Source organism: Streptomyces sp. NBC_00820 (assembly GCF_036347055.1).
In the GTDB taxonomy this organism is placed as follows: domain Bacteria; phylum Actinomycetota; class Actinomycetes; order Streptomycetales; family Streptomycetaceae; genus Streptomyces.
Genome location: NZ_CP108882.1, coordinates 6,204,444 through 6,226,711, shown reverse-complemented (window position 1 = coordinate 6,226,711; position 22,268 = coordinate 6,204,444). Strand labels below are relative to the sequence as shown.

Here is a 22,268-nt window from a genome sequence, read left to right as displayed (position 1 = left end):
CGCCGCAGGTGTCGTTGCCGTCCTGAAGTGGAAAGGTCCGTCGCAGCCGCATGAAAAGCATTCAGAGCAGAATTCCCCACTTCTACGACATCCTCGATGAGGAACTGGACAACAGCCGGTTCATCGAGGACCTCTTCACCGAGGTGGCGCGCGTTCACGGCTTCACGCGGATGCGAACCACGTCGATGGAGCTGCGGGAGCGCTACGTCGCCGCCACCCAGGTGCACGCCAGCCGGATCTTCGAGGTGCACCGCGTGAAGGAGGGCAGCCGGTACGCCCTCCAGGCCGACCTGGCCATGAGCATGTCCCGCTTCGTGGCGGACCTGCCCTCCCCTCCCCCGCTCAAACTCGCCCAGGCCGCCACCCTGCACCGCGACCGCCAGCCCAACCTGCCCGGCTACCGGCGGGAGTTCCAGCAACTGCTGTTCGGCGCCTGGGGCCTGCGCTCCGCGTACGCCGACGCCGAGATCATCGCCGTCTCCCACCAGGTTCTGGAGCGAATACCGGGCATCGAGCCGGTGTTCGTCCAGCTCGCCGACCACAACGTCCTCGACTCCGTACGCCCCGGACTGACCCAGGCCGTACGGTTCGACGAGCGCGGCCCGAAAGAGGTCCTGGCCGAGGTCGCGGAGCTGTCCCCGGCCGACCGCCGGCTGCTGCTGACGCTGTTCGAGCCCGAGCGGATGCCGGTCGAGGAGTTCGTGCGGCAGGCCGCCCAGGCCGAACACCCGGGCATCCAGAAGGAAGCCGCGGCCGTGGAGGAGGTGTGGGCGCGGCTGCGGCCGATGCTGCCCGGTGCCGAACTCACCTTCACTCTCAGCCAGATCCACGGCACCGGCCACTACTCGGGGATGAACTACCAGATCTTCGCCACGGCCCGCGCGGTGCCCGAGCCGTTCCTCATCGGTGACGGCGGTCGGATCGACCAGCTCTGCGAACTGATGAACCACAACCCGGTCCCCGCGGTCTGCATGGGCCTGGGCCTGACCGTCCTGGCCCAGCTGATGACCCCCGTACCCCGGGAACCGCGCGTGGCGATCCTCGCCGATCTCGATCGCAACCCCGCGGACACCGCGGCCGCCGAGAAGATCCGGAGCCGCCTGGCGGAACGGGGCATGTACCCGGCGGTGCTGCCGCTTCCGCGCCGCAAGTGGACGTCCGTGCTGCGCAGTGAGCACTACTGCGACTACGGGTTCGTCCTCGTCGAGGGCGACCGGGTGTCGGTGCGGCACCGCTCGCCGCAGCAGCGGGAGTTCATCGAGCAGGGCCTCGAGGAGACGGAACGGTGAGCCGTCATCACATCGCCGGGGACGACGCGTTACCGGACGGCGGGGAGGTGGCGACCGCGGAGCTGGTGCTCGCCGTGGTGACGGAGGTGACCGGCCAGAGCCCGGTCCGGCCGGCCGACAGCTTCTTCGACCTCGGTGGCACCTCGCTCGACGCCGTGCGGATCTGTCTGCGGATCGGCCGGCGGATCGGCACCGACATCGACGCGACCACCCTGCTGGACAGCGAGGACCTCGCGGCCTTCGTCGAGACCGTGGACGCGGCCCGGGCGGCGCGGTGAACGAGACCACGGCCCCGTCCCGGGCGAGGGCGGCCCGGCGGACGGCCGGTGCCCCGGCGGCGTCCGGCGGCACGGAGCCGCTGATCCACACCGCCGTTGCCCGGCACGCGCTGTCCACCCCCGACGCGACGGCCCTCGTCCAGGGAGACGTACGGCTCGGCTACGGCGAACTGGACGCCCTGTCCGACGCCTGGGCCGCACGCCTCGCCACGCTCGGCGCCGGACCCGGCAGCTTCGTCCCGGTCCTGCTGCCCCGCGGACCCGGCCAGGTCGCGGCACTGCTCGCCGTGCTGAAGTGCGGGGCGGCGTACGCGGCCCTGGACCCCGCCTGGCCCACCGCGCGCCTGCGGACGGTCCTCGCGATGCTGCGTCCCCCGGTGGTCGTCGCACCGGGCCCCTTCGAGGGCTGGTCCGGGCCGGTGTGGTCGCCGCCCCCGGACGACCCCCGCGACCTGGCGGCTCGTGGCAGCCGGTCGCCGAAGGCCGTCGTGCCGCAGCCGTCGGTTAACGGTCACAGCCCCGCCGTCGTGTTCTTCACCTCCGGCACCAGCGGCCGGCCCAAGCCGGTCGTCAGCGGACACGCCGCCACCACCAGCCTGTTCGGCGACGGCTTCACGCCCTTCCCGGCCACACCCGTCATGCCGCAGGCCGCACCCGCCGGCTGGGACGCCTTCACGCTGGAGACCTGGGGGCCGCTGGTCCTCGGCGGCACCAGTGTCCTCGTGGAGCGCACTCCGCTGATGCCCGACTCCCTGCGCGCGCTCGCCGGTTCGCACGGTGTCGACACGGTGTGGCTCACCGCGTCCCTGTTCAACGTGTTCGTCAGTGAGGACCCGGACTGCTTCCGCGGACTGGGCCGGGTCATCACGGGCGGTGAACGGCTCTCCGTGCCGCATGTCCGCGCCTTCCTCGACCGGCACGAAACCGCCCTGTTCAACGGGTACGGCCCCGTCGAGACCTGCGTCTTCGCCACCGTGCACCGGGTGCTGCCCGAGGACTGCGACCGGCCCGGCGGCATCCCGGTCGGCCGCAGCGCCCCCGGCCGCCACGTGCGGGTGCTGCGCGACGGCCGTCCCGTGCCGCCGGGGACCGTCGGGGAGATCTGCGTCAGTGGGGCCGGACTCGCGCTCGGCTACCTCGGCGAACCGGAACTCACCGCCCGGGCCTTCCCCGTACTCGCCCCCGACGGCCGCCCCGAGCGGATGTACCGCACCGGCGACCTCGGCCGGTTCGACGCCGACGGGCTGCTGCACTTCGCCGGGCGCACCGACCGCCAGGTGAAGATCCGCGGCCACCGGATCGAGCCGGAGGAGGTGGAGAGCGCCGCCCGGCTGGTTCCCGGCGTCGGCGACAGCGCGGCCGTACCCGTGCCCGACGCCGACGGCACGTACACGCGGCTGGCCCTCTTCTACACCCACAGCGGCACCGGCACCGAGGCCGGGCAGCTGCGCCGCGCACTGGCCGCCGTACTGCCCCGGCATCTGCTGCCGGACGTGGTGCGGCACGCCGACTCCCTGCCGCTGACCGCCACCGGCAAGCTCGACCGGGACGCGCTCGTCGCGACGCTGCTCGGCCACGAGGGCGACCGGACCGGGAAGGACCCCCTATGAGCGAGTCCGTCGGGCTCGGCACCGACATGTCGGCCGAGCAGGAGTCCATCTGGCTCAGCGACCAGTTCACGCCCGGCCGGTACGTCGAGTCGTGGACGCACCGGCTGCGCGGCGAGGTCGACCGCGGCGCCGTCGAGGCCGCCCTCACCGGGCTCGTCGCGCGCCATTCCGCGCTGCGCTCCGCCCTCGTCCTGCGGGACGGCCGGCCGGTGCAGCTGGTCGCGCCGCCGGCCCCGGTGCCGCTCGCCGTCCGCCCGGTAGGGCCCGACGACCTTGCCGAGGCGCTGCGAGCCGCGGTGTCGGGCCCGCTGCCGCTGGACCGGCCGCCGCTGCTGCGGGCGACGTTGCTGCTCTGCGCTCCGAACGAGGCCGTGCTCGCGGTGGCTGTCCACCACGCGGTGATCGACGGCTGGAGTCTGCGCCTGTTCGACGAGGAGTTCGCCGAGCTCTACCGGGCGGCAGTCGAGGGCGGCCGGCCGCAACTGCCGGAGCCCTTGACGTCGTTCGCCGAGTACGCCACGGCGCAGCGCGCGGACACCGCCGGACCGGAAGCGGACCTGGAGCACTGGCGGACGGTGCTGGCCGGCGCCCCCGCGCAGAGCACCTTCCCGCTCGACCACCCGCGGCCCGCCCGCCTCGGCGCCGCGGGCGGCGAGGTCCGCTTCACCGTCGGACCGGAACTTACCTCTGCCGTACGGCAGTTGTGCCGGACAGCACGTGTCACGCCGTTCACCGTGCTGACGGCCGCGCTCACCGCCCTCGTGGCACGGCTCGGCGACCAGGACGACGTGGTGATCGGCACCCCGGTCGACCGGCGCGACCGGATCGAGCTGGAGCAGGTCGTCGCCTGCCTGACCGACGTCATGCCGCTGCGCCAGCGGCTGAAGCCCGGGCTGTCGTTCGGCGAACTCGTCAAGGACACGGCCGCTGTCGTCCGCGACGTCCGGGCCCACCGCCGGGTCCCGCACAGCCGGCTCGTGCGGGAACTCGCGGATTCCCGCGACACCTCCCGCTTCCCGCTGTTCCAGGTCGTGCTCACCGTCGACGACGCCAGGGCCCCCGGTCTGAAGCTGCCGGGGATCGACGCGGAGCGTCTGTACCCGCACAACGGCATGGCGAAGTTCGATGTCTTCGTGCATCTCGTCCCGCGCGGCGACGGCTATCTCGGTCGCCTGGGGTACGCCGCCGAGCTGTTCTCCCCGGCCACCGCCCGCCGGCTCGCCGACCGCTTCCTGGCGTTGCTGACCGACGCCACGGCCCACCCGGAGCGGGCCGTCGACGACCTCGACGTCATGGACCCGGCGGAGCGTCGCCTGCTGGACACCCTCGCCCGTCCGGCCCCCGCCGGGCCGGTGCCGACGGCGGCGGACGCGGTCGCGCGGACGGTACGGCGTGTGCCGGATGCCGTCGCCGTGGACGACGGCGTGCGGCCGCTCACCTACGCGGAACTGTGGGCGCGTTCCGGGGCCGTGGCCCGGGCCCTGGTGGCGAGAGGCCTGAGCGGCCGGGTCGTGGCCCTGCACGGGGCACGCACGACCGGCACCGCCGTCGCCCTGCTCGGTGTGATGCGTGCGGGCGCCGTCTGCCTGTGCCTCGATCCCGCGCTGCCCGCGGGGCGGGCCGAGTTCCTGCTGCGGGACAGCGGTACCGCGGCCCTGCTCGCCGCGGACGGCCCGAAGCCGCCGGCGCCGCCGCCTGGAGTACCGGTTCTGCGGCCCGGCGACCTCGCCGGCACGCCCGGCGGCCTCGCGCTGCCCCCGGTCGGCTCCGAGGACACGGCCTACGTGGTGTACACGTCGGGCTCGACCGGCCGGCCCAAGGGCGTGACGCTCCCCCACCGTTCGCTGGCCTCGCTCGTGGAGTGGCAGTGCCGGGTCTCCTCGGCCGGGGACGGCACCAGGACCCTGCAGTTCGCCGCTCCCGGCTTCGACGTGGCCTTCCAGGAGATCTTCGCGACCTGGGGCTCGGGCGGCCGGCTCGTACTGGTGCCGGACGAGGTGCGCACCGATCCGCACCGCCTGCTGGACTTCGTCGAACGGCACGCGGTGGAGCGCCTCTTCCTGCCGTACGTGGCCCTGGAACAGCTCGCCGAGTACGCCGTGACCGTCGGCCGCCGCGCGGCCGGTCTGCGTGAGGTGGTGACGGCCGGCGAGGAGCTCATCGTCACGCCGGCCATCCGGTCGTTCTTCGCTTCGGCGGCTCCCGGGGCCCGGCTGGAGAACCAGTACGGCCCCTCGGAGACGCATGTGGTCACCCGGGAGCCGCTCACGGGTGACCCCTCGGCCTGGCCCGACCGGCCGCCCATCGGCCGCGCGGTGCCCGGCAGTGTGGTGCGGGTGCTCGACGGCCGGTTGCGGCCCCGTCCTGTCGGCGTGCCGGGCGAGATCTGCGTGAGCGGAGCCTGCGTCGCAACGGGATACGTCACGAACGGGCCGCCCGGCCGTTTCGTCCCGGACCCGGCCGACGCCCACGGCACCGCCCTGCTCTACCGCACCGGCGACCTCGGCAGGATCGAGGCGGACGGGACGATCCGTTTCCTGGGCCGTACCGACGACCAGGTGAAGATCCGCGGCTACCGGACGGAGCCCGGCGAGGTGGAGGCGGTGCTCCAGGGGCTGCCCGGGGTGGGCGACGCGGCTGTCCTGGTGACGGGACGCACTCCGGCGGACCGGCGTCTCATGGCCTGTTACACGGGCCGTGCCGACCCCGCGGAGGTCCGCACGGCGCTCGCCGCACGGCTTCCCGCACCGCTGGTGCCCACGGTTCTGCTCCCTGTCCCGGCTTTTCCGCGCACGGCGACCGGCAAGACCGACCGGGCCGCCCTGCGCGCACGGTACGCGGAGGCCCGCCCGGCCCGGCCCGCGGCCCGGGAGAGCGCCGCGCCGGGTCTGGTCGGCTCCGTCGCCGCCGTGTGGGCCGATGTCCTCGGCGCCGGTCACGTCGGCCCTGACGACGAGTTCTTCGCGCTGGGCGGTGACTCCCTGCTCGCCGTGCGACTCGTCGTCGCCCTGCGCGCCGAGCTGGGCCTGGAACTGCGCCCGGCGGACGTGTTCAACGCGCCGACTCCGGCCGCTCTGACCCGGCTCGTCCGGGGCCCGGCCGGTGCCACGAGGCGTTCCGGCCTCGCCGCGGAGGCGGTGCTCGATCCCTCGATCGTCCCCGCGGGCGGCCCGGTCCGGTCGGCCGCCGCGCCGCGCGAGGTCCTGCTGACGGGTGCCACCGGGTTCCTCGGCGCGTTCGTCCTGCGGGAGCTGCTCAAGCGCAGCGACGCCGTCGTCACCTGCCTGGTCCGCGCCGGTGACGCGGACGCGGCCGAGCACCGTCTGCGGCACGCCCTGCTGCGCTACGGCCTGGCGTCCGCGTGGCGGCCGGACCGCGTCAGGGCGGTCGCCGGTGACCTGGCTCGGCCCTGGCTGGGCCTGGCGCCCGATGAGGCCGACCGGCTGGCGCGGAACGCCGACGCCGTCTTCCACGTGGGCGCCGCCGTGAACCTGACGCTGCCCTACGAGAGGTTGAAGGCGACGAACGTGGACGGCACGGCGGAGGTACTGCGACTGGCGGCGGCCCACCGCGGCGTGCCGGTCAGCCATGTGTCGACCGTCGGGGTCTACCCGCCCGAGGGCCCGGCCGGGGCGCGGATCCACGCCGACACGCCGCGCGGTGACGGGAGCCTGCTGCGCCATGGCTACGCGCGCACCAAGTGGGTGGCCGAGGCCCTGGTGGACGAGGCCAGACGGCGCGGGTTACCGGTCACGGTGTTCCGGCCCACCCGGATCAGCGGCGACAGCACCAGTGGGCTCTGCCAGACCTCGGACTTCTTCTGGCTGTTCGTCAGGGGCTGCCTGCAGGCGGGCGCGGCCCCCGCCGGCTACGCCCCCGCCTTCGACCTGGTGCCCGTGGACGGTGTGAGCGCGGCGATCGCGGCCCTCGCCCTCGATCCGTCCACCGCGGGCGGCACCTACCACCTCTCCGGCGAGCGCCCGCTGCGCCTCGCCGAGGCCGTACGGCTGCTGCGGGCGCTCGGCCACACGCTGGACGACGTCCCGCTCGCCGAGTGGCACCGCCGGGTGGAACGCGCCCCGGGCAACGCGGCCTTCCCGCTGCTCGGTCTGATCCCGCCGGAGGAGGCCGAACAGGAGCGGGCCGGGTCGACCGGTCCGTGTGTGTTCGACTCCGAGCCGACCCGTCGCGCCCTGCACACGGTCGGCGTCACCCTGCCGCCGGTCGACGAGGCGCTCTTCGCCCGCTACGTCGCCGCGTTCGAGCGGGAGGGTTTCCTGCCGCCGCCTGGCGGACCGGCCGAGCGGTACGGGCGTCAGACGGGTTCCGACGCACCCGCAAGCGGTGTGACAGCGCAGAAGTGAAGGGGACGTGCGAGTGATGAAGCCGGAGTGGTACACGAAGATCGCGGAGGTGCCGCAGTGGCCTGCCGACCCGCGGCACAACGTCTTCCTCACGCCTGGCTGGACGACGAGTGTCGAGGGGGCGCTCACCGACCGGCAGCGGTACGTGCTGCGGCGCGACGAGACCGGCGCGGTGCGTGCCTCCGCCGCGCTGTACGCGATCGGCCCGGGTGTCCCGCCCTTCTTCACTCCGGCCGGCCTGGCCTCCGGGCATCTGCGCAACGAGTCCCTGCTGAGCGTGCTCTCGGCCGGGGAACGGCAGCGGGCCGCGTATCTCGCGGAGCGGATCGAGGCGACGCTGGGCCGATCGGTCGTGTGCACGGCCCCGTTCGGCTTCACCCACGGACTGTCGTGGTCCGGCCGGCCCGACGTGCTGCGTCCGCTGGTGCGGGAGATGGACGAGGCGCGGGGTGCGTGGGAGGCCGACTGCTCGGCCGTTCTCTATGTGGAGGAGGGTGAGCGGGAGGTCCGTGAGGCACTGGAACAGGAGGGCTATCAGGCCGTCCAGACCGGCGCGACCTGTGTGCTGCCGATCACCTTCGACTCCTTCGAGGGCTATCTGGACACCCTCAGCCGCCGCCGCGGCGTCCTGCGGGAGCGTCGCGTCTTCGAGGAGAGCGGCTTCACCGTGGGCCTGGAGTCCATCGAGGACAACCTCGACACGATCGCGGACATGCAGGCCCGGCTGCAGGAGAAGTACGGCAGTCCCTACGACTTCGAGGGCGAGAGGGCCGTCTTCCGCTCCGTGGTGGAGAACGTCGGCGAGTACGCGCACATGCTGGTCGGCCGTCGCGACGGCGAACTCCTGGCGTTCGCGGTGTTCCTGGAGCGGGCGGGTGTCATCCACGTGAAGATGGCGGCCCGTGACGTCGGCCGCGCCGGAACGGACAGCTTCGCGCATTTCAACCTGGGCTACTACGCGATGGTCCAGGAGGCGCTGCGGCGCGGCGTCCGGGAGATCAACTACGGCCCGGAGGGCTACACGACCAAGCTCCGGCGCGGTTGTGTCCCCCGGAAGCTGTTCTGGTACCTCAAGGGGCCCGAGGCACTCGGTGACGACCTGGCGGAGACCTGTCGCCTCGTCACGCTGATGCACGAGCGGCGGATCGAGTCCATCGTGGAGGGAGCGAAGGGCGGGAGCTGAACCGGGCGCGCCTGCGGGCCACGACGCGCGTCCGCCCGGCTGTCGGCGGAAGCGGCGGTGGCCCGCAGGCGCGTTCAGCCCTGTTGGTCTCCGGGCACGACGAGGGCCTGTCCCTGCTGTTCGTGGGGATCGGCCGTCAGGTCGTAGGCGTCCACCCGGTCACCGCCCACGTGCCAGATCACCTTGCGTCGGCCGGCGTCGTCGGAGAACCGTACCGAGGTGAGCGGCAGCAGGTCCGGGTACTGGCCGTCGGCCCGCCGCTCCTCCGGGTAGTACGTCTCCGAGTAGGCGGGGCGGGAGGTGCCCTCGCCGTCGGTGAAGAACTCCGTGAGGGAGGCGCCGTCGCCGTCGGCCTTCTCCATGCCGAGCAGGTCGAGGACGGTCGGCGCGATGTCCACCAGACGTACCTGGCTGTCGACGGCGGCGCCGCGCGGCAGTCCGGGTCCGCTGAAAATCATCGGCACGTGCTGGGTGGCGTCGAACAGGAGGCAGCCGTGCCCTTCCTCGTAGGGGTGGCCGAGGTCCCCGGCGTGGTCGTTGGGGTACCAGCCCGCGAGGTCCTCACCGTGGTCGGAGAAGAGGACGATCAGCAGGTCGTCGAGCGCGTGCCCCTGTTCCTCGATCCCGGCGAGAAGCCGCTGGAGGTAGTGGTCGCTGTACGCCACCTCGCCCTCGTAGGGGTTGTCGACGGGCACGCCGACGTCCTCCGGCGGCTCGTAGGGCCAGTGGGCGTCGAAGAAGTGCGCGAAGAGGAAGAACGGCTCCTGCTGCCCGGCGAGCCACTCCAGCGCGCGGTCGACGACCAGGGGCGCCCGCTTGAGTGCCAGGCCGCGCATCTTCACGTCCCCGACCGTCAACGGGTCGCTGCCGTCCGGCAGGCGGGGTATCTCGTCGTCGTAGAAGTCGAAGCCGCGGTCCAGGCCGTACCACTTGTTCATGCCGGGGCACGAGACCACGGCGCCCGTGTTGTAGCCGGCCGCGCGCAGCCGCTCGGCGATCGTCGTGACATCGGGCCGGAGCTTCTCGCGCAGAAGATGGCGGATGCCGTGCCGGGTGGGTTGAAGACCGGTGAAGACGCTGGCGTGGCTGATCGGGGTGAGGGGCGCCGAGGAGATCGCCTGCCGGAAGGTGACGCCCCGGCGGCGGAGCGCCTCGATACCGGGCATCCGCCCCGAGTAGGCGACATCGGCCCGCACCGTGTCGAGGGATACGAACAGGACATTTCCCATGAGCGTGCTCTTCCCGGTGTGGCTTGATTACGGAGGGTCGAGGTGCCGGATCGCACCGACTGGGGGAGGCGTTCAGGACAGCCGGACCGGAGAACGACCGAAACGAGTCGCGTCTCCCTACGATGAGGAAGGTGAATTAGGCCAAGACGGATCGGCCGAACCCGCCCCCCTGGACACCCTGTTGTGTACGAGTAAACATAGACCGGCCGCGCGGAGGCAACGAGCATCCGCCGAATTCGGCGTGAATGGGTCACCGCCTGGCGGATGATGAAGATCTCCGTATCTTACTGCCCGTTCCGCCCGTTCAACCGAGCACTTCTTACTACTCTGGAGGCTCTGTGCGTGGTGACTTCCAAGACGGTCCGTGTTCCAGCCCGAGCGAGGCAGTACACAGCGTTCCCATCGATTTCCTGCATCCGTCGGACTCGCCCCGACTGGACGGCGAGTGCCAAGAACACACCGACCTGATATCGGCGTTGAGCTCGGAACTTCCCCCCATCCTCATCCACCGCCCCACCATGCGCGTCATCGACGGAATGCATCGGTTACGGGCGGCACTTCTGCGAAATGACCGCACGATCCAGGTCCGGTTCTTCGACGGGTCGGTCGCGGACGCATTCGTGCTGGCGGTCCAGAGCAACGTGCGCCACGGGCTGCCGCTCTCGCGGGCCGATCGCACCGCCGCGGCCGAGCGCATCATCAGTACGCATCCGCACTGGTCCGACCGCACCATCGCCGCGGTGGCCGGGTTGTCCCCGAAGACCGTAGCGTCCGTTCGCCGCCGTTCAACCGGAGAAGTCCGTCAGTCGAACGCGCGCCTCGGCCGGGACGGCCGCGTCCGGCCGATCGACGCCTCCGAGGGGCGCCGCGAGGCCGGCCGGCTGATCGCCGACCATCCGGACCTTCCGCTGCGCGAGGTGGCCCGCCGCAGCGGCATCTCCCTCGGCACCGCCCATGACGTACGGGAGCGGCTCAGGCTCGGCCAGGAGCCGGTACCCGAGCGCGGGCGCCGGACCGGCACTCAGGGGGAGGAACCGGCCCAGAACAAGCCGGCCCCGTGCGTCGTCGGCGCTGCCGACGGCGACCCCGCGGAGCTGCTGCGGCGGCTGCGCAAGGACCCTTCGCTGCGCTTCACCGAGACGGGCCGTGCCCTGCTGAAGCTGCTGCACGCGCACGCGCTCGTCTCCGGCACCGGCCGGCAGCACCTCCTCAGCGGCGTCCCCGCGCACTGCACCGACCTCGTCATCACCCTGGCCAACGACTGCTCCCGGGCATGGCAGGAAGTGGCGGACGCGCTGAGCGTCCGCGAGCAGGAAACCGCCTAGGCTCACCAACCCAATACCCGGCAGCCGACGTGCACTTGTTCATCGGCGAGCTTTACGCGTCATCGGTGCCATGTCAGGCTTGACCGTGTTCCGCGCCCCGCCCCCCACGGGAAACGCGAAAATCGGAGCGCGCCCCAGATACCGCGACCGAGCCGGAGGAAATCTCGGATGGCGCCCAAATCCCTGGCCATAGAACTGTACGCGAACGCCGACGACTCAGTGGATCAGCGGTACATGCGCCAGATGCGCGAGCAGGACACCACGCCCGTGCGGACGGATCCCTCGCTGCCCCGCTTCACCCTCCTCGTGGGCCCGTCCCCGTTCACCATGCCGCGCGGCTGGGAGTTCTTCCTGACCTCCCCCTACGAGGGCGCGACGTATATCTCGACGGTGCTGCACAACGCCGGTTATCCGGTGCGCATCGTCGACGTCCGCTACGATCTCGACCCGCTGAAATCGGCCTACGACCAGATCGTCGGCCAGACCGACGTGCTGGGTGTGTGCACGTTCGAGGACAACTTCCCCTTCTGCCGTGAACTCATGGCGAAGGTGCGGGAGGCCGAACCGAACGTGCCGATCATCTGCGGCGGTTCCCTCGTCACGTCCGTGCCCCATATCTTCATGGACAGCACCGACTGCGACGTCGCGGTGATCAGCGAGGGCGAGATCACCATTCTGGAGCTCATGGAGAGCTACTCGGCCGGGAAATGGGAACAGGATCTTCCCAACATCCACGGCCTCTGGTACAAGACCGCGGAGGGCGAGACCAAGCGCACCCGGCCGCGCGGCCAGATGATGGACCTCGACGCACTGCCGAGGATGCGGCTCGACCTGTGGCCCCAGGCGCAGAGCCCGATGGGTCTGCAGCCGCAGATCATCAGCTCCTACAGTCGCGGCTGCAAGATGGACTGCTCCTTCTGCTACCGCACGACACCGCAGGTGAGGGCCAAGTCCCCGGAGAAGATGGACCGGGACATGGCCTGGCTGAAAAGCCAGTACAACATCGACTTCTCCTTCTTCGTCGACCTCACCTTCAGCTCGCACCGCCGCCAGACGCTCGAGATCTGCGATGTCATCAAGGACCACGACATCCGCTGGACCTGCCTGACGCGCTGCGCGGACATGGACGTGCCGAGGATCAACGCCATGCGGGACTCGGGCGCCGACATCATCCTGTACGGCGTGGAGTCGCTCGGCAGCGAGGTGCTGCGCGAGGCCCGCAAGGGCAGCAGTGAGAACCTCACCGTGCGGGCCATGCGCACCACCTTCGACGCCGGTGTCCGGTTCGGCTCGCTGCTCATCGTCGGCCTGCCCAACGAGAGCGAGGAGTCGCTGAACCACATGGTCGACTTCGCGGAGTCGTACAACCACGTGACTCGCGTGAAGTACCTGTCGGCCATGCCCGGCACCACCGTCTACAAGCAGGCCGTCGGCAGCGGGACCATCCGCTCCGAGATCGACCACCTCAACTGGCTGTCCATCGAACAGGCCCTGCACGAGGACGAGTTCCTCAACGTGAGCGGGCTGGACGAGCAGATGTGCCGGGACGCCTACAAGCGGATCTACGACGCCTACCAGCCGGGCCCCGTCATGGACTTCCGGCACTACCCGGAGAACTTCCAGTACTTCCACCCGCAGTCCGACGACGGTCTGGCCCGCTCCACGGACTACGCCGGCCAGGGCTGGCGGGCCCAGTGGAGTTCCGGCGCCGGCCCGCTGGCGCCCGGCTCGGAGCGGTACACCCTCGACCAGTGCGCGTCCCCCGAGACCGCCGCCGCCGGCAGCAGTCTCATGCGGAGCGGGGCGAAGCTCATGGGTGACACGGCCGCCACCGGGCAAGCATGACATCGGTGGGCCCGGACAGGACCGACGGTCCCGTACTGATCATCGGGACCGAACGGTCTGGTTCGAATCTGCTGAGGCTGATGCTGGACGCGCACTCGAGGATCACGGTCCCGCATCCGCCCCACTTCATGCGGTACTTCGCTCCACTCGCCGAGCGCTACGGCGACCTGGCGCACGAGGACAACCGTGCCCGCCTGGTCGCCGACGCCCTGGGCCTGCTCAGACGGCACATCCACCCCTGGCCGCACCCGGTCGACGCGGACCGGGTCACCAAGGCCGCGACTCCGACGCTGTTCGGAGTGGTCGCCGCGATCTACGAGGAGCACCGGCGGGCCGAGGGCGCGTCCCGCTGGGGCTGCAAGAGCACCTTCATGGTCGACCACGTCGAGGAGGTACTCGCCGAGTACCCGGGCGCGCGCTTCGTCTGGCTGGTCCGCGAACCCTGTGACGTGGCGGCATCGGCCAAACGCGCGGTGTTCGGCCCCAGCCACCCCTACCGCATGGCGCTCCTGTGGCGCCGGCAGCAGGAACGCGCCCTGGCCGCACAGGACACGTGGGGGCCCGACGTGGTGCGTCTGCTGCGCTACGAGGACCTCGTGGCCGCCCCCGAGCGGGAACTGACCGCGCTGTGTGCCTTCCTCGGCGAGCGTATGGAACCGGCCATGCTGGCCCATCACACCACGGTGGCGGCCCGGCAGACCTCCGCGCTCTCCGAGTCCTGGCGGCAGGCCGGAAAGCCGGTCAGCACCAGCCGGGTCGGCGCGCACCGGACGGCCCTGACCGAACGCGAACGGCTGCTGGTGGACAAGGTCACCGGCCCCGTGAAGCAGGCGCTGGGTTACCCGGTGGATCCACGAGCGCCCGGCGTCGCCGGTCCCTCACCGTTCGGACTCGCACTGCGGTCCGCGCTGCTGCGACTGCGGATCGAGGCGCGTTCGCTGCGCCACGACCGCAACTACCGGTCCCGGCTTTCCCGGGACGTCTACGTGCGTCTGCTGCGGCTGCGCACGCTGCACGGCCGATAGGCCGGCACCCCGCTCGACGTGCGATCCGCTCCGCGCCGACCGTGGCGCCGGCCGCGTTGCGCGGCGCCCCGGGCGAACCAGGACCACCCGCGACGAGAAGAGAACTCACTTGACCATCAGCCGAGAAGACGTCACCGGCCATTTCGCCGTGCGCGCCGCCACGTACGACCGGTCCAGCTCCTGGTGCACCGACGGCGACCTGGCGGAGGTCGTCCTCGCCGAGACGTCCCCGCGCACCTTTGACCGGGTCCTCGACGTCGCTTGCGGCACCGGGCTGGTCTCCCGTGTGTTCCACGGGCGCACCGCCGAGGTGGTCGGGGTGGACATCACCGAGGAGATGGCGGGACAGGCCCGGCCGTACCTGGACCGCCTGGTCATCACCCCGGCCGAGTCGCTTCCCTTCGAGGACGGCTCCTTCGACATCGTGGTCTGCAGGCAGGGCGTGCAGTTCATGAACCTGCCGGACGCGGTGGAGGAGATGGTCCGGGTGACCCGGCCCGGCGGCAGGATCACCGTCGTCAACCTCTGCGCCTACGGCGTCGCCGACCGCGACGAGTACTTCGAGATCCTCCGGCTGCGCAACCCCGTGAGGCGCCACTTCTTCCTGCCCGGCGACCTGGAGGAACTGGTCCGCAAGGCCGGCTGCGAGACGGTCACCAGCCGTCGGTACGTCTCCGTCGAGGACGTCGACGTGTGGTCGGACAACGGGGCCATCGACGAGGAGCGCAGGGAGAGGATCCGCGAGGTGTACCGCGGCGCCTCCCCGGAGTTCCGGTCCCTGCACGCGGTGCGCGAGGCCGACGGGCGGTTCACCGATCACATGCTGTTCGCGGTCGTCACGGGCCACAAGCCCGGTCCCCTCGACGCCGAGGAGGTCCGGTGACCCAGCCGAGCGACGGCTTCCTCAAGGGCGTGCACGCGAAGCTCGCCACGGAGGCCCTGACCGTCCAGCGCTACACCTACTTCGCGCAGATCGCCGAGATCGAGGGCCACACGGAGACCGCGAAGCTGTTCCGGGAGCTGGCCGCGAGCGTCGCCTGCGTCGCGCACGGACACCTCGACGTGCTGCGTGACCGCCTGCCCCAGACCCTCGGGGACACCGCCCTCAACCTCGCGTCGTCGCTGTCCGAGGCGCTCCGGGACGCCGAGGGCACCTACCCCGATCTGACCGCCGACGCGTTCGAGGAGGGGCAGATCGACGTGGCCAGCTGGCTGACCACGGCCGGTGCCCTGAAGAAGGCGCATGTCGCCAAGCTGGACGCCGCCCTGCGCGAACTCACCGACAGCGCGGACCGGAGCAACGCCCTCACGACCGTGCCGGGAGGAAGCGATGACTGACATCCGTCCCACGACGGCCGCCCGCACCGCGGCACCCTACGACGCCTCGTCGATCGTGGTCTTCTCGGGGCTGGAGGCGGTACGCCGCAACCCCTCCATGTACATCGGCTCGACCACCGCCGACGGACTGCACCATCTCGTCTTCGAACTGCTCGACAACGCCGTCGACGAGTTCGAGGCCGGCCACTGCCGCGAGGTCACGGTGACCCTGGACGCCGACGGCGGCTGCGCGGTCGCCGACGACGGACGCGGTGTCCCGGTCGACCCGCATCCGGACAGCGGGCGCCCCGCCTGCGAGGTGGTGCTCACCACCCTGCACGCGGGCGGCAAGTTCACCGGCGCCTCCTACACCCACTCGGCCGGACTGCACGGCGTGGGGCTGTCCTGCGTCAACGCCCTCGCCCAGTGGCTGCGCGCCGACATCCGCCGCGACGGCGGCCACCACCGGCAGGAGTTCGCCCGGGGCGAGGCCCTCGGCGAACTCACCCGGCTCGGTCCCGCGGCGGACACCGGCACGACCATCACCTTCCGGCCGGACCCCGCGATCTTCGACACCACCGACTTCTCGGCCCACGCGCTCTGCGAGCGTCTCCAGGAGATCGCCTTCCTCCACCCGGGGCTCACCGTCCGCCTCGCCGACGAACGCACCGGACAGCACGTCGAGTTCCGCTTCGAGGGCGGTGTGCGTGCCTTCCTCGCCCGGCTGAACGAGAACGCGACGGCCACCCACCCGACGCCCGTGGTGATCGCCGGGCGCGCGGACGAGGCGGACTTCGACGTCGCCCTGCAGTGGACCGAGGGGTACACGGAGGAGATCCGCAGCTTCGTCAACGGCGTCCGCACCGACCAGGGCGGCAGCCATGTGGACGGTATCCGGGTGGCCCTGGCCCACGCCATCAACGGCTTCGCCTCGGCTCACGGAATGCTCGACGAGCACACCGGCGAACGCATCACCACCGTCGACGTGCTGGAGGGCCTCACCGCCGTCGTGTCCCTGCGCATGGGCGCCCCCCGCTTCGACGGCCAGACCAAGAAGCGGCTGCAGAACCCGGAGATCGGGACCTTCCTGCAGCGTTGGGTGGAGCGCGAGTTCAGCCGGCGCATCCAGCAGGACGAGGATCTCGGGCGGCGCGTCGTCTCCCGGGCCCTGGACGCCGCCCGTGCCCGTCTCGCCGCCCGGCTGGCCGGCCGCACCGCCCGCTTCCAGCGCCGTGAACTGGAGATCGACTACAAGGTCTACCAGCGCCAGTTCGGCATCCGGTCCCGCAACTGGCACGACTCCTGCGAGTGGCTGACCGACGAGGGTCTGCTCAAGCAGCACGCCGAGCTGGCCGACGTGACCCCGAACGGGCGGATGCTCGACGTGTGCTGCGGCAGCGGTGTCGTCGGCGGCGCCTTCCGCGGCAAGGTCGGCGAGATGATCGGCCTGGACATCACGCCCGAGATGGTCGCCATCGCCTCCACCCGCCTCGATCGCGTCGACCAGGGAACCGTCTACGAACTCCCCTACGAGGACAACTCGTTCGACCTGGTGGTCACCCGCGAGGTCCTCCATCTGCTGCCACAGCCCGAGGGTCCCGTCTCGGAGATCTTCCGGGTGCTGCGGCCCGGAGGGCAGTTCATCGTCGGGCAGATCGTGCCCTTCGCGGAGGAGGACGCCTTCTGGATGTACCGCGTCTTCAAGAAGAAGCAGCCGCTGCTGTACCAGATGTTCCGCGAGCAGGACTTCCGGAACCTGCTGCTCGGCGCCGGCTTCACCGACGTCGTGATGAAGGAGTACCTGCTGTGGGAATCGATCGACACCTGGATCGACACCCATGAGACCACTCCGGCGCATCGGCAGGAGATCCGGCGGCTCTTCTACGACGCCCCGCCGGAGGTCCGGGCGGTCCACCCCTTCGAGGTGGGCGCCGACGGCTCCATCCGCGACCAGTGGCGCTGGTGCGTCTACTCGCTGAGGAAGCCACGGTGATCGCCGGATGAGGCTGTACACCCCCACCGGTGTCGAGCCGCTGCAGGCGATGCGTCACCGGCTGCGTCCGCTGGGCGAGCTGCGAGGCCCCGCGGTGGCGGACTTCCCCGCCGCGGTAGGTGAGATCGTGCTGATCGCCTCCAGCTCCCGGGGCGGCTCCAGCATGGTCGCGGAGATGCTGCGCGAGTCGGCGTCGCTGCTGCACCTGACGGCGGAACTCAACCCGTTCCTGCGGCTCGCCGGACTCGCCCACCACGTCGGCGGCAGCGGCTCGGACCAGCTGAACGCCGAGCACCTGGCCGGCCTCGCCCCCGACGTGCGCCGCATGCTCGGCGACGAGCTCGCCCGGGACGTGGGCTGCGCCGCCGACCGGGTCGACGACCGCACGTACGCGCTCGACCTCGCCTGGCGCCTGACCGTGCAGTGGCCCGCTCTCCCGGTCGATCCGGTGCACGTGGCCGGAACCGCCGAGCGGGTCCTGAGCGAGGTCCGCGCCCGGCACGGCTGGGCGCCCGGCGAGGTACGGGCCCCGGGGACCGTGTTCCTCGCCCTGTGCCGCGAACTGGCGCACCAGGGCGTCGCCGTGGACCCGCGGTTCTACGACCTGCCCGCGCACCAGCTCGCGCAGGCGCCACGGGTGCACGGCGCGCTGGGGGAACTCCTCGTCGAGGAACCGCCGTTCGTCCTGCCGCGTCCCTGGCGCCACGTCGGCGCGGCGGACGTCCGGGACAGGCCGCTGGTGATCAAGACGCCCAGCAACGTGTACCGGATGGACTTCCTCAGGGCGCTCTTCCCGAACGCCCGCTTCCGCGTGCTGCACCTGACACGCAACCCCGCGGCGGCCGTCAACGGCCTGTACGACGGCTGGCGGCACCGCGGCTTCCACGCCCACCGCATGGCCGAGCCCCTCGCGATCCAGGGATACGTGGAGCAGGACCCGCAGAACCGATGGTGGTGGAAGTTCGACCTGCCGCCCGGCTGGCGGCGCTACACCGACCGGCCCCTGCTGGACGTCTGCGCCTTCCAGTGGCGCAGCTCCCACAGGGCGGTCCTGGACGACCTGGCGGCCTCGGGCACCGATTGCCTCACACTGCGCTTCGAGGACCTCATCAGCACTCCGGCGAGCCGGATCGCCGTCTTCGAGGAGCTGTGCGCATGGCTCGGCATCCCCATGGACGGTGCCCTGCGCAAGGTCGTCCACGAGGGCATCGGACCCGTGGTCGCGACGGCCGCTCCCGAGGCGGCACGCTGGCGCGGCCGGGCGGCGCTCATCGAGCCGTCTCTCGGCCCGCAGACCCTGGAGGTCGCCGAACACCTGGGCTACGGAGACAGATCGGCATGGATATGACCACTCGGGGTGACACTTCGACTCCTTCCCCACCGGGGCGGGAGTGCGGCACGAAGCGGTGTGCGTGCGGCGCCACGGTCTGGCTGACGGGTCCGGCGCCGCGCACCTCCGTACTGGCCCGGGCCCTGGCCGCACGGCTGCGGGCCGAAGGACACCGGGCGGAGGCACTCGACGGCGACGAGTTCGGGGCCCGGTACTCCCGTGACAGGGACTGCGGTACCGATCACCTCGGCGTGACGGCGGAGGTCATGGCCCGCAACGGGGTGATCGCGGTGGTTTCCCCCGCCGCCCCGGACGCGGCACACCGCGATGAGGTCCGGGCCCGTCACGAGCGGTCCGGAACGATCTGCCTGGACGTGTGCGTGGCCGAAGACGGCTCCGCTGCGCAGGCCCGCGCCGCCGCGGACCTGACGGTCGACCTCACGCCGCACGGTGTCGACGGAGCCGCCGAGCAGGTCCACGCCCTTCTGGTCGCCCGCCACCTGGCGTGAGCGACCACGCGGGCCCGGCCGGCGCACGGCGCCACGGCCACCCGTCCGCGCGGGCAGTGCCTGTGCCGCCGCGCGACCACCGTGGTGGGCGTCGCCGGCGTCTCCTCGCGAGCGCGTCGATGGCGGCGCCGGCCGCCGTGTACGCCCGCGCGGGGGCAGGAAGTGTGCGTACGCCAGGAGCGTGGACCCCGTGCCGGGTGGCGCCCGGTGGTCAGAGGGTGGCGAGCAGGGCGTCGAGCGGGGCGGGGACGTGCTCCGGGTCGAGGGCCTCCGTGAGGACACGGCCGTAGTGGATCTTGCGGCCCTTCTTCGTGCCGAGGAAGCGGCGCAACTGCTGCTGTGGGGTGCGGTCCCGCTGTGCGGGCTGGGCCAGGAAGGTCTGCAGGGGGCGCAGGTCGCCCTCCGCCCGCACGACCTCCTTCACCCGCGTGACACCCAGCGCGCGGATGAGTTCGTCCTCCAGGTCCGCCGCGCAGACGTAGAACCCCTGCTGCGGCGCACCGGCCCGCTCCAGGCCGCGGACGTAGTAGCGGTGCTCCGCCTCGTCGCACAGCCCGGCGAGACGGAGGTCCAGGCCGGAGGGGCCGAGGAGCCGGGTGAAGTGCCCGACGTTCATCGCTCCGCCCATCGGCAGGACGCAGACCCCTTCGGCGGTCAGGTCCCGGCCGCGGCGCTCGGTCAGCGCGGTGACCGCCGCGGCGTCGCTCAGCCCTTCGAGCAGGACGACCGTCCGGACGGCCAGCCGCGTGGCCAGTGCGCGCGCGGGGTCCCCGGGGCCGCCGGCGACCCATGCCGTGACCGCGTCCCGGAACGACTCCATGTCAGCCATGAGACGAGTCTCCGCCCTTTCCGTCCGCCGCCGCAGGTAATTTCCGCCGACGAGCGGGGCTTGCGGAAGGCGGGGGGCGGGCGCGCGCACTTGTACGGCTCTCCGGGCTCCGCGTCAGTCCAGGTCGGCCAGCGGGACACGGCAGCGCGACCAGTTGACGGTCCACTCGCCGACGACCTCGTAGCCGGCCGCCCTCATCTCCGCCGTCGCCCGTCGCAGAAGGCTCCGCAGCTCGTCCGGCGTGTCGGCGTCCTGAAGTTCCTCGGCCGGCTCACCCGGCCTCGCGGTCGGCAACGCGTGCGGGGCTTCTCCCCGTATCCCGATGACCTGGACGGTATGCGCTCCGCCGTCGCGGTGGAGCCTCACCTCCCCGGTTGTGCCGGACGGTCCGGTGACTTCGCCGACGCAGGAGGACCAATGACAGCGCCATGACCCCTCGGTGTCCCATCTCTCCGCGTCCAGTTTCGCCTGGGCGGTCCCGATGAGGTCGGTGAGTCCCCGGAGCGTCCGCCGGTCGAGGTCCGGGGGGAGTTCACAGGTGAGGTCGTAGGACGGGTCCTGTGCCATCCCTCGCGCGTAGGCGTACACGAGCCGCAGGGCGAAGGCGTCGTCGCCTCCGCCGCCTCCGTCCTCGCCGCCCTGACGGTTCTCCACCTGCGCCCAGCCCTGTTCGTCCGGCGCACCGCACCAGCAGAGCCCCGGCATGCAGTGGCAGACGGCGGCGTCCGGGCACTTGGCCTCCTCGGACTCGGCACCGGCGGGCTCTGCCTGTTCCGTCGGCTCCCCCGGCTCCGGCTCCTCGGGGGGTGCCGAGTCCGCCTCGTACTCCGAAGAGGGCTTTTCCCGCACCGGGTTGAGGCAGACCGCCTCCAGCCTCGCCTTTCCGACACGGCTGTTGCACAGCCACTGCGGCACCTGGTCGCACTGCTCGACGGCCCGTACCTGAAGGGGGCGCTCCGCGTTGCGGTAGAAGGCGAGGTCGAAGCCGCCGTCGAGCCACTGCTGAAGGATCTCGTCGGTCCCCGTGCGACCGAGGCCGCTCGACTCGGCCGTACGGAACAGCACCCGGGCGGCAGCGAGGTCGATGGCCGGAAGTCCCGTACGGTGCGGCTCGGTTGCGGAGGGATCTGTCGTGGTCAAGGGGGCTCCCGGAGTCGAAGGACCCCGGTAGCGCGTCGACCGCACCCCGGTGATCTGCAGGTTCACCGCGCACTTCGTGTGCGGCCGGCCGTCGCCCCGCTGGTCCCCGGCGGACGGAACACCGTACGACAGGGAGCGACTTGGTGCGGGAAGGGACGACCGGGCGGCAAGTTAACACCCCTGTCCGCCGTCCGCAATACGCACCGACGCCGTTTGCCTCAGGACCCGGATCGTGCAATCGTGCGGCTCGGCCGGGCCGCCGCTGTGGCGGTGGTGTGATCCCCGGCCGAGACATGCTCCCGTGACCGCATGGGGGCAGACATCGATCTCCCTGCACGGCGTGTAAGGGGGTCCTTCGTTCCCAGGAGGCCCTTGTTGCATGCCTACGACGCACCCCTCGCCCGCCGTACCCCCCTCACCCCTCCCCACTGGGACCTCTACCGGCACGCGGTCGTCGACATCCGCTTCCCGGACCTGAGCGTTCGGGTCGAACCGCGCCCTCGCGGAACGGCCTTGGGACACTTCCCGGAACCGGCGGGCACCGCCGCCGTCCATGTGGTCACGGCCTGGAATCCCCGTGGGCTCACCGCGCCGGACGCGGACAACGCCCGCGCCCAGGGACTGCTGCTCGACGAGGTCCGTCGGCGGGGACTCACCTGGTGGGCTGCGGTGGGAGGCGACGCGCCCGGCACGCATCGCGAGGAGAGCGTCGCCGTAACCGGTCTGAGCGATGCCGAGGCGCGTGCGCTGGGGTACCGCTTCGGCCAGGACGCGGTCTTCGCGTGGAGTGCGGACGCCTGGCGGGTCCTGGCGTGCGACAGCGACGCCTCGGACGTGAACGGATGGGCCGTGACGGCCCGTTCCGGCGATCGCTGATCCCCTGGGGGGTGTCGTTTGGATCAGCTCGGTCCGCGACGCCCGGCACGGCCTGATCCGACCTGATCCCAACGACACCCCCCAGGCAGGCACGACCATGGGCATGTACCCGATGCGCACCCCGGA

General features: G+C 71.8%; 17 protein-coding genes. 14 read left to right on the top strand and 3 right to left on the bottom strand.

Annotated features, from left to right (window positions below; translation table 11 throughout):
* Window positions 1-50 precede the first annotated feature (50 nt).
* Genes OIB37_RS28025 through OIB37_RS28005 form a run of 5 tightly spaced genes read left to right on the top strand, consistent with a single transcriptional unit; the run spans window position 51 to window position 8,724 of the window.
* Window positions 51-1,289 carry an ATP phosphoribosyltransferase regulatory subunit gene (locus OIB37_RS28025; protein ID WP_330460384.1) on the top strand — a complete coding sequence of 413 codons (1,239 nt, stop codon included), beginning with the start codon at window positions 51-53 and terminating at the stop codon, window positions 1,287-1,289.
* The gene (locus OIB37_RS28020; RefSeq protein ID WP_330460383.1) at window positions 1,286-1,567 is read left to right on the top strand and encodes an acyl carrier protein; all 282 of its coding nucleotides are present in this window, start codon (window positions 1,286-1,288) and stop codon (window positions 1,565-1,567) included. The genes OIB37_RS28025 and OIB37_RS28020 overlap by 4 nt, the downstream gene beginning before the upstream one ends.
* The gene (locus OIB37_RS28015; RefSeq protein WP_330460382.1) at window positions 1,564-3,177 is read left to right on the top strand and encodes an AMP-binding protein; all 1,614 of its coding nucleotides are present in this window, start codon (window positions 1,564-1,566) and stop codon (window positions 3,175-3,177) included. Before OIB37_RS28020 ends, OIB37_RS28015 begins: the two co-directional genes overlap by 4 nt.
* The gene (locus OIB37_RS28010; RefSeq protein ID WP_330460381.1) at window positions 3,174-7,541 is read left to right on the top strand and encodes a non-ribosomal peptide synthetase; all 4,368 of its coding nucleotides are present in this window, start codon (window positions 3,174-3,176) and stop codon (window positions 7,539-7,541) included. Before OIB37_RS28015 ends, OIB37_RS28010 begins: the two co-directional genes overlap by 4 nt.
* Window positions 7,542-7,557: 16 nt before the next feature.
* Window positions 7,558-8,724, top strand: coding sequence for a GNAT family N-acetyltransferase (locus OIB37_RS28005; protein ID WP_330460380.1), 1,167 nt, complete (start codon window positions 7,558-7,560; stop codon window positions 8,722-8,724).
* A gap of 74 nt (window positions 8,725-8,798) precedes the next feature.
* Here the strand turns inward: OIB37_RS28005 and OIB37_RS28000 are convergent, their stop codons facing one another.
* Window positions 8,799-9,953 (bottom strand): sulfatase, encoded by a 1,155-nt coding sequence (locus OIB37_RS28000; protein ID WP_330460379.1) that lies wholly within the window; start codon window positions 9,951-9,953, stop codon window positions 8,799-8,801.
* Window positions 9,954-10,489: 536 nt separating this feature from the next.
* Between OIB37_RS28000 and OIB37_RS27995 the strand changes: the two genes are divergently transcribed.
* The 8 genes from OIB37_RS27995 (at window position 10,490) to OIB37_RS27960 (ending at window position 19,297) form a co-directional block, all read left to right on the top strand.
* Entirely contained in the window at window positions 10,490-11,278 is a 789-nt protein-coding gene (locus OIB37_RS27995) for a hypothetical protein (RefSeq protein ID WP_330460378.1), read from the top strand.
* A gap of 168 nt (window positions 11,279-11,446) precedes the next feature.
* The gene (locus tag OIB37_RS27990; protein WP_330460377.1) at window positions 11,447-13,123 is read left to right on the top strand and encodes a B12-binding domain-containing radical SAM protein; all 1,677 of its coding nucleotides are present in this window, start codon (window positions 11,447-11,449) and stop codon (window positions 13,121-13,123) included.
* Window positions 13,120-14,148, top strand: a complete 1,029-nt coding sequence (locus tag OIB37_RS27985) for a sulfotransferase family protein (RefSeq protein ID WP_330460376.1) — start codon at window positions 13,120-13,122, stop codon at window positions 14,146-14,148. The genes OIB37_RS27990 and OIB37_RS27985 overlap by 4 nt, the downstream gene beginning before the upstream one ends.
* A 109-nt stretch (window positions 14,149-14,257) precedes the next feature.
* Window positions 14,258-15,031 carry a class I SAM-dependent methyltransferase gene (locus OIB37_RS27980; protein ID WP_330460375.1) on the top strand — a complete coding sequence of 258 codons (774 nt, stop codon included), beginning with the start codon at window positions 14,258-14,260 and terminating at the stop codon, window positions 15,029-15,031.
* Window positions 15,028-15,486, top strand: a complete 459-nt coding sequence (locus tag OIB37_RS27975; RefSeq protein WP_330460374.1) for a rubrerythrin family protein — start codon at window positions 15,028-15,030, stop codon at window positions 15,484-15,486. Before OIB37_RS27980 ends, OIB37_RS27975 begins: the two co-directional genes overlap by 4 nt.
* A complete protein-coding gene (locus OIB37_RS27970; RefSeq protein ID WP_330460373.1) occupies window positions 15,479-17,458 on the top strand; it encodes a methyltransferase domain-containing protein in 1,980 nt (659 codons plus the stop codon). The genes OIB37_RS27975 and OIB37_RS27970 overlap by 8 nt, the downstream gene beginning before the upstream one ends.
* 7 nt (window positions 17,459-17,465) lie before the next feature.
* Window positions 17,466-18,806 (top strand): sulfotransferase family protein, encoded by a 1,341-nt coding sequence (locus tag OIB37_RS27965; protein WP_330460372.1) that lies wholly within the window; start codon window positions 17,466-17,468, stop codon window positions 18,804-18,806.
* Complete coding sequence (locus OIB37_RS27960) at window positions 18,797-19,297, top strand: adenylyl-sulfate kinase (RefSeq protein WP_330460371.1); 501 nt, start codon at window positions 18,797-18,799, stop codon at window positions 19,295-19,297. Before OIB37_RS27965 ends, OIB37_RS27960 begins: the two co-directional genes overlap by 10 nt.
* A gap of 211 nt (window positions 19,298-19,508) precedes the next feature.
* Here OIB37_RS27960 and OIB37_RS27955 read toward each other — a convergent pair whose 3' ends face one another.
* Both OIB37_RS27955 and OIB37_RS27950 read right to left on the bottom strand, forming a co-directional pair.
* Complete coding sequence (locus OIB37_RS27955) at window positions 19,509-20,126, bottom strand: TOPRIM nucleotidyl transferase/hydrolase domain-containing protein (RefSeq protein ID WP_330460370.1); 618 nt, start codon at window positions 20,124-20,126, stop codon at window positions 19,509-19,511.
* Window positions 20,127-20,240: 114 nt separating this feature from the next.
* A complete protein-coding gene (locus OIB37_RS27950; RefSeq protein ID WP_330460369.1) occupies window positions 20,241-21,266 on the bottom strand; it encodes a hypothetical protein in 1,026 nt (341 codons plus the stop codon).
* A gap of 375 nt (window positions 21,267-21,641) precedes the next feature.
* Here OIB37_RS27950 and OIB37_RS27945 point away from each other — a divergent pair, with 375 nt between their 5' ends.
* Window positions 21,642-22,142 (top strand): DUF3293 domain-containing protein, encoded by a 501-nt coding sequence (locus tag OIB37_RS27945; RefSeq protein WP_330460368.1) that lies wholly within the window; start codon window positions 21,642-21,644, stop codon window positions 22,140-22,142.
* Window positions 22,143-22,268: the final 126 nt, after the last annotated feature.

What these genes read in the sequence shown, in the direction of transcription:
- OIB37_RS28025 (WP_330460384.1), top strand. Translation starts at nt 51, where the DNA reads ATGAAAAGCATTCAGAGCAGAATTCCCCACTTCTACGACATCCTCGAT.
- OIB37_RS28010 (WP_330460381.1), top strand. Translation starts at nt 3,174, where the DNA reads ATGAGCGAGTCCGTCGGGCTCGGCACCGACATGTCGGCCGAGCAGGAG.
- OIB37_RS28005 (WP_330460380.1), top strand. Translation starts at nt 7,558, where the DNA reads ATGAAGCCGGAGTGGTACACGAAGATCGCGGAGGTGCCGCAGTGGCCT.
- OIB37_RS28000 (WP_330460379.1), bottom strand. Translation starts at nt 9,953, where the DNA reads ATGGGAAATGTCCTGTTCGTATCCCTCGACACGGTGCGGGCCGATGTC.
- OIB37_RS27995 (WP_330460378.1), top strand. Translation starts at nt 10,490, where the DNA reads ATGCATCGGTTACGGGCGGCACTTCTGCGAAATGACCGCACGATCCAG.
- OIB37_RS27990 (WP_330460377.1), top strand. Translation starts at nt 11,447, where the DNA reads ATGGCGCCCAAATCCCTGGCCATAGAACTGTACGCGAACGCCGACGAC.
- OIB37_RS27985 (WP_330460376.1), top strand. Translation starts at nt 13,120, where the DNA reads ATGACATCGGTGGGCCCGGACAGGACCGACGGTCCCGTACTGATCATC.
- OIB37_RS27970 (WP_330460373.1), top strand. Translation starts at nt 15,479, where the DNA reads ATGACTGACATCCGTCCCACGACGGCCGCCCGCACCGCGGCACCCTAC.
- OIB37_RS27965 (WP_330460372.1), top strand. Translation starts at nt 17,466, where the DNA reads ATGAGGCTGTACACCCCCACCGGTGTCGAGCCGCTGCAGGCGATGCGT.
- OIB37_RS27960 (WP_330460371.1), top strand. Translation starts at nt 18,797, where the DNA reads ATGGATATGACCACTCGGGGTGACACTTCGACTCCTTCCCCACCGGGG.
- OIB37_RS27955 (WP_330460370.1), bottom strand. Translation starts at nt 20,126, where the DNA reads ATGGCTGACATGGAGTCGTTCCGGGACGCGGTCACGGCATGGGTCGCC.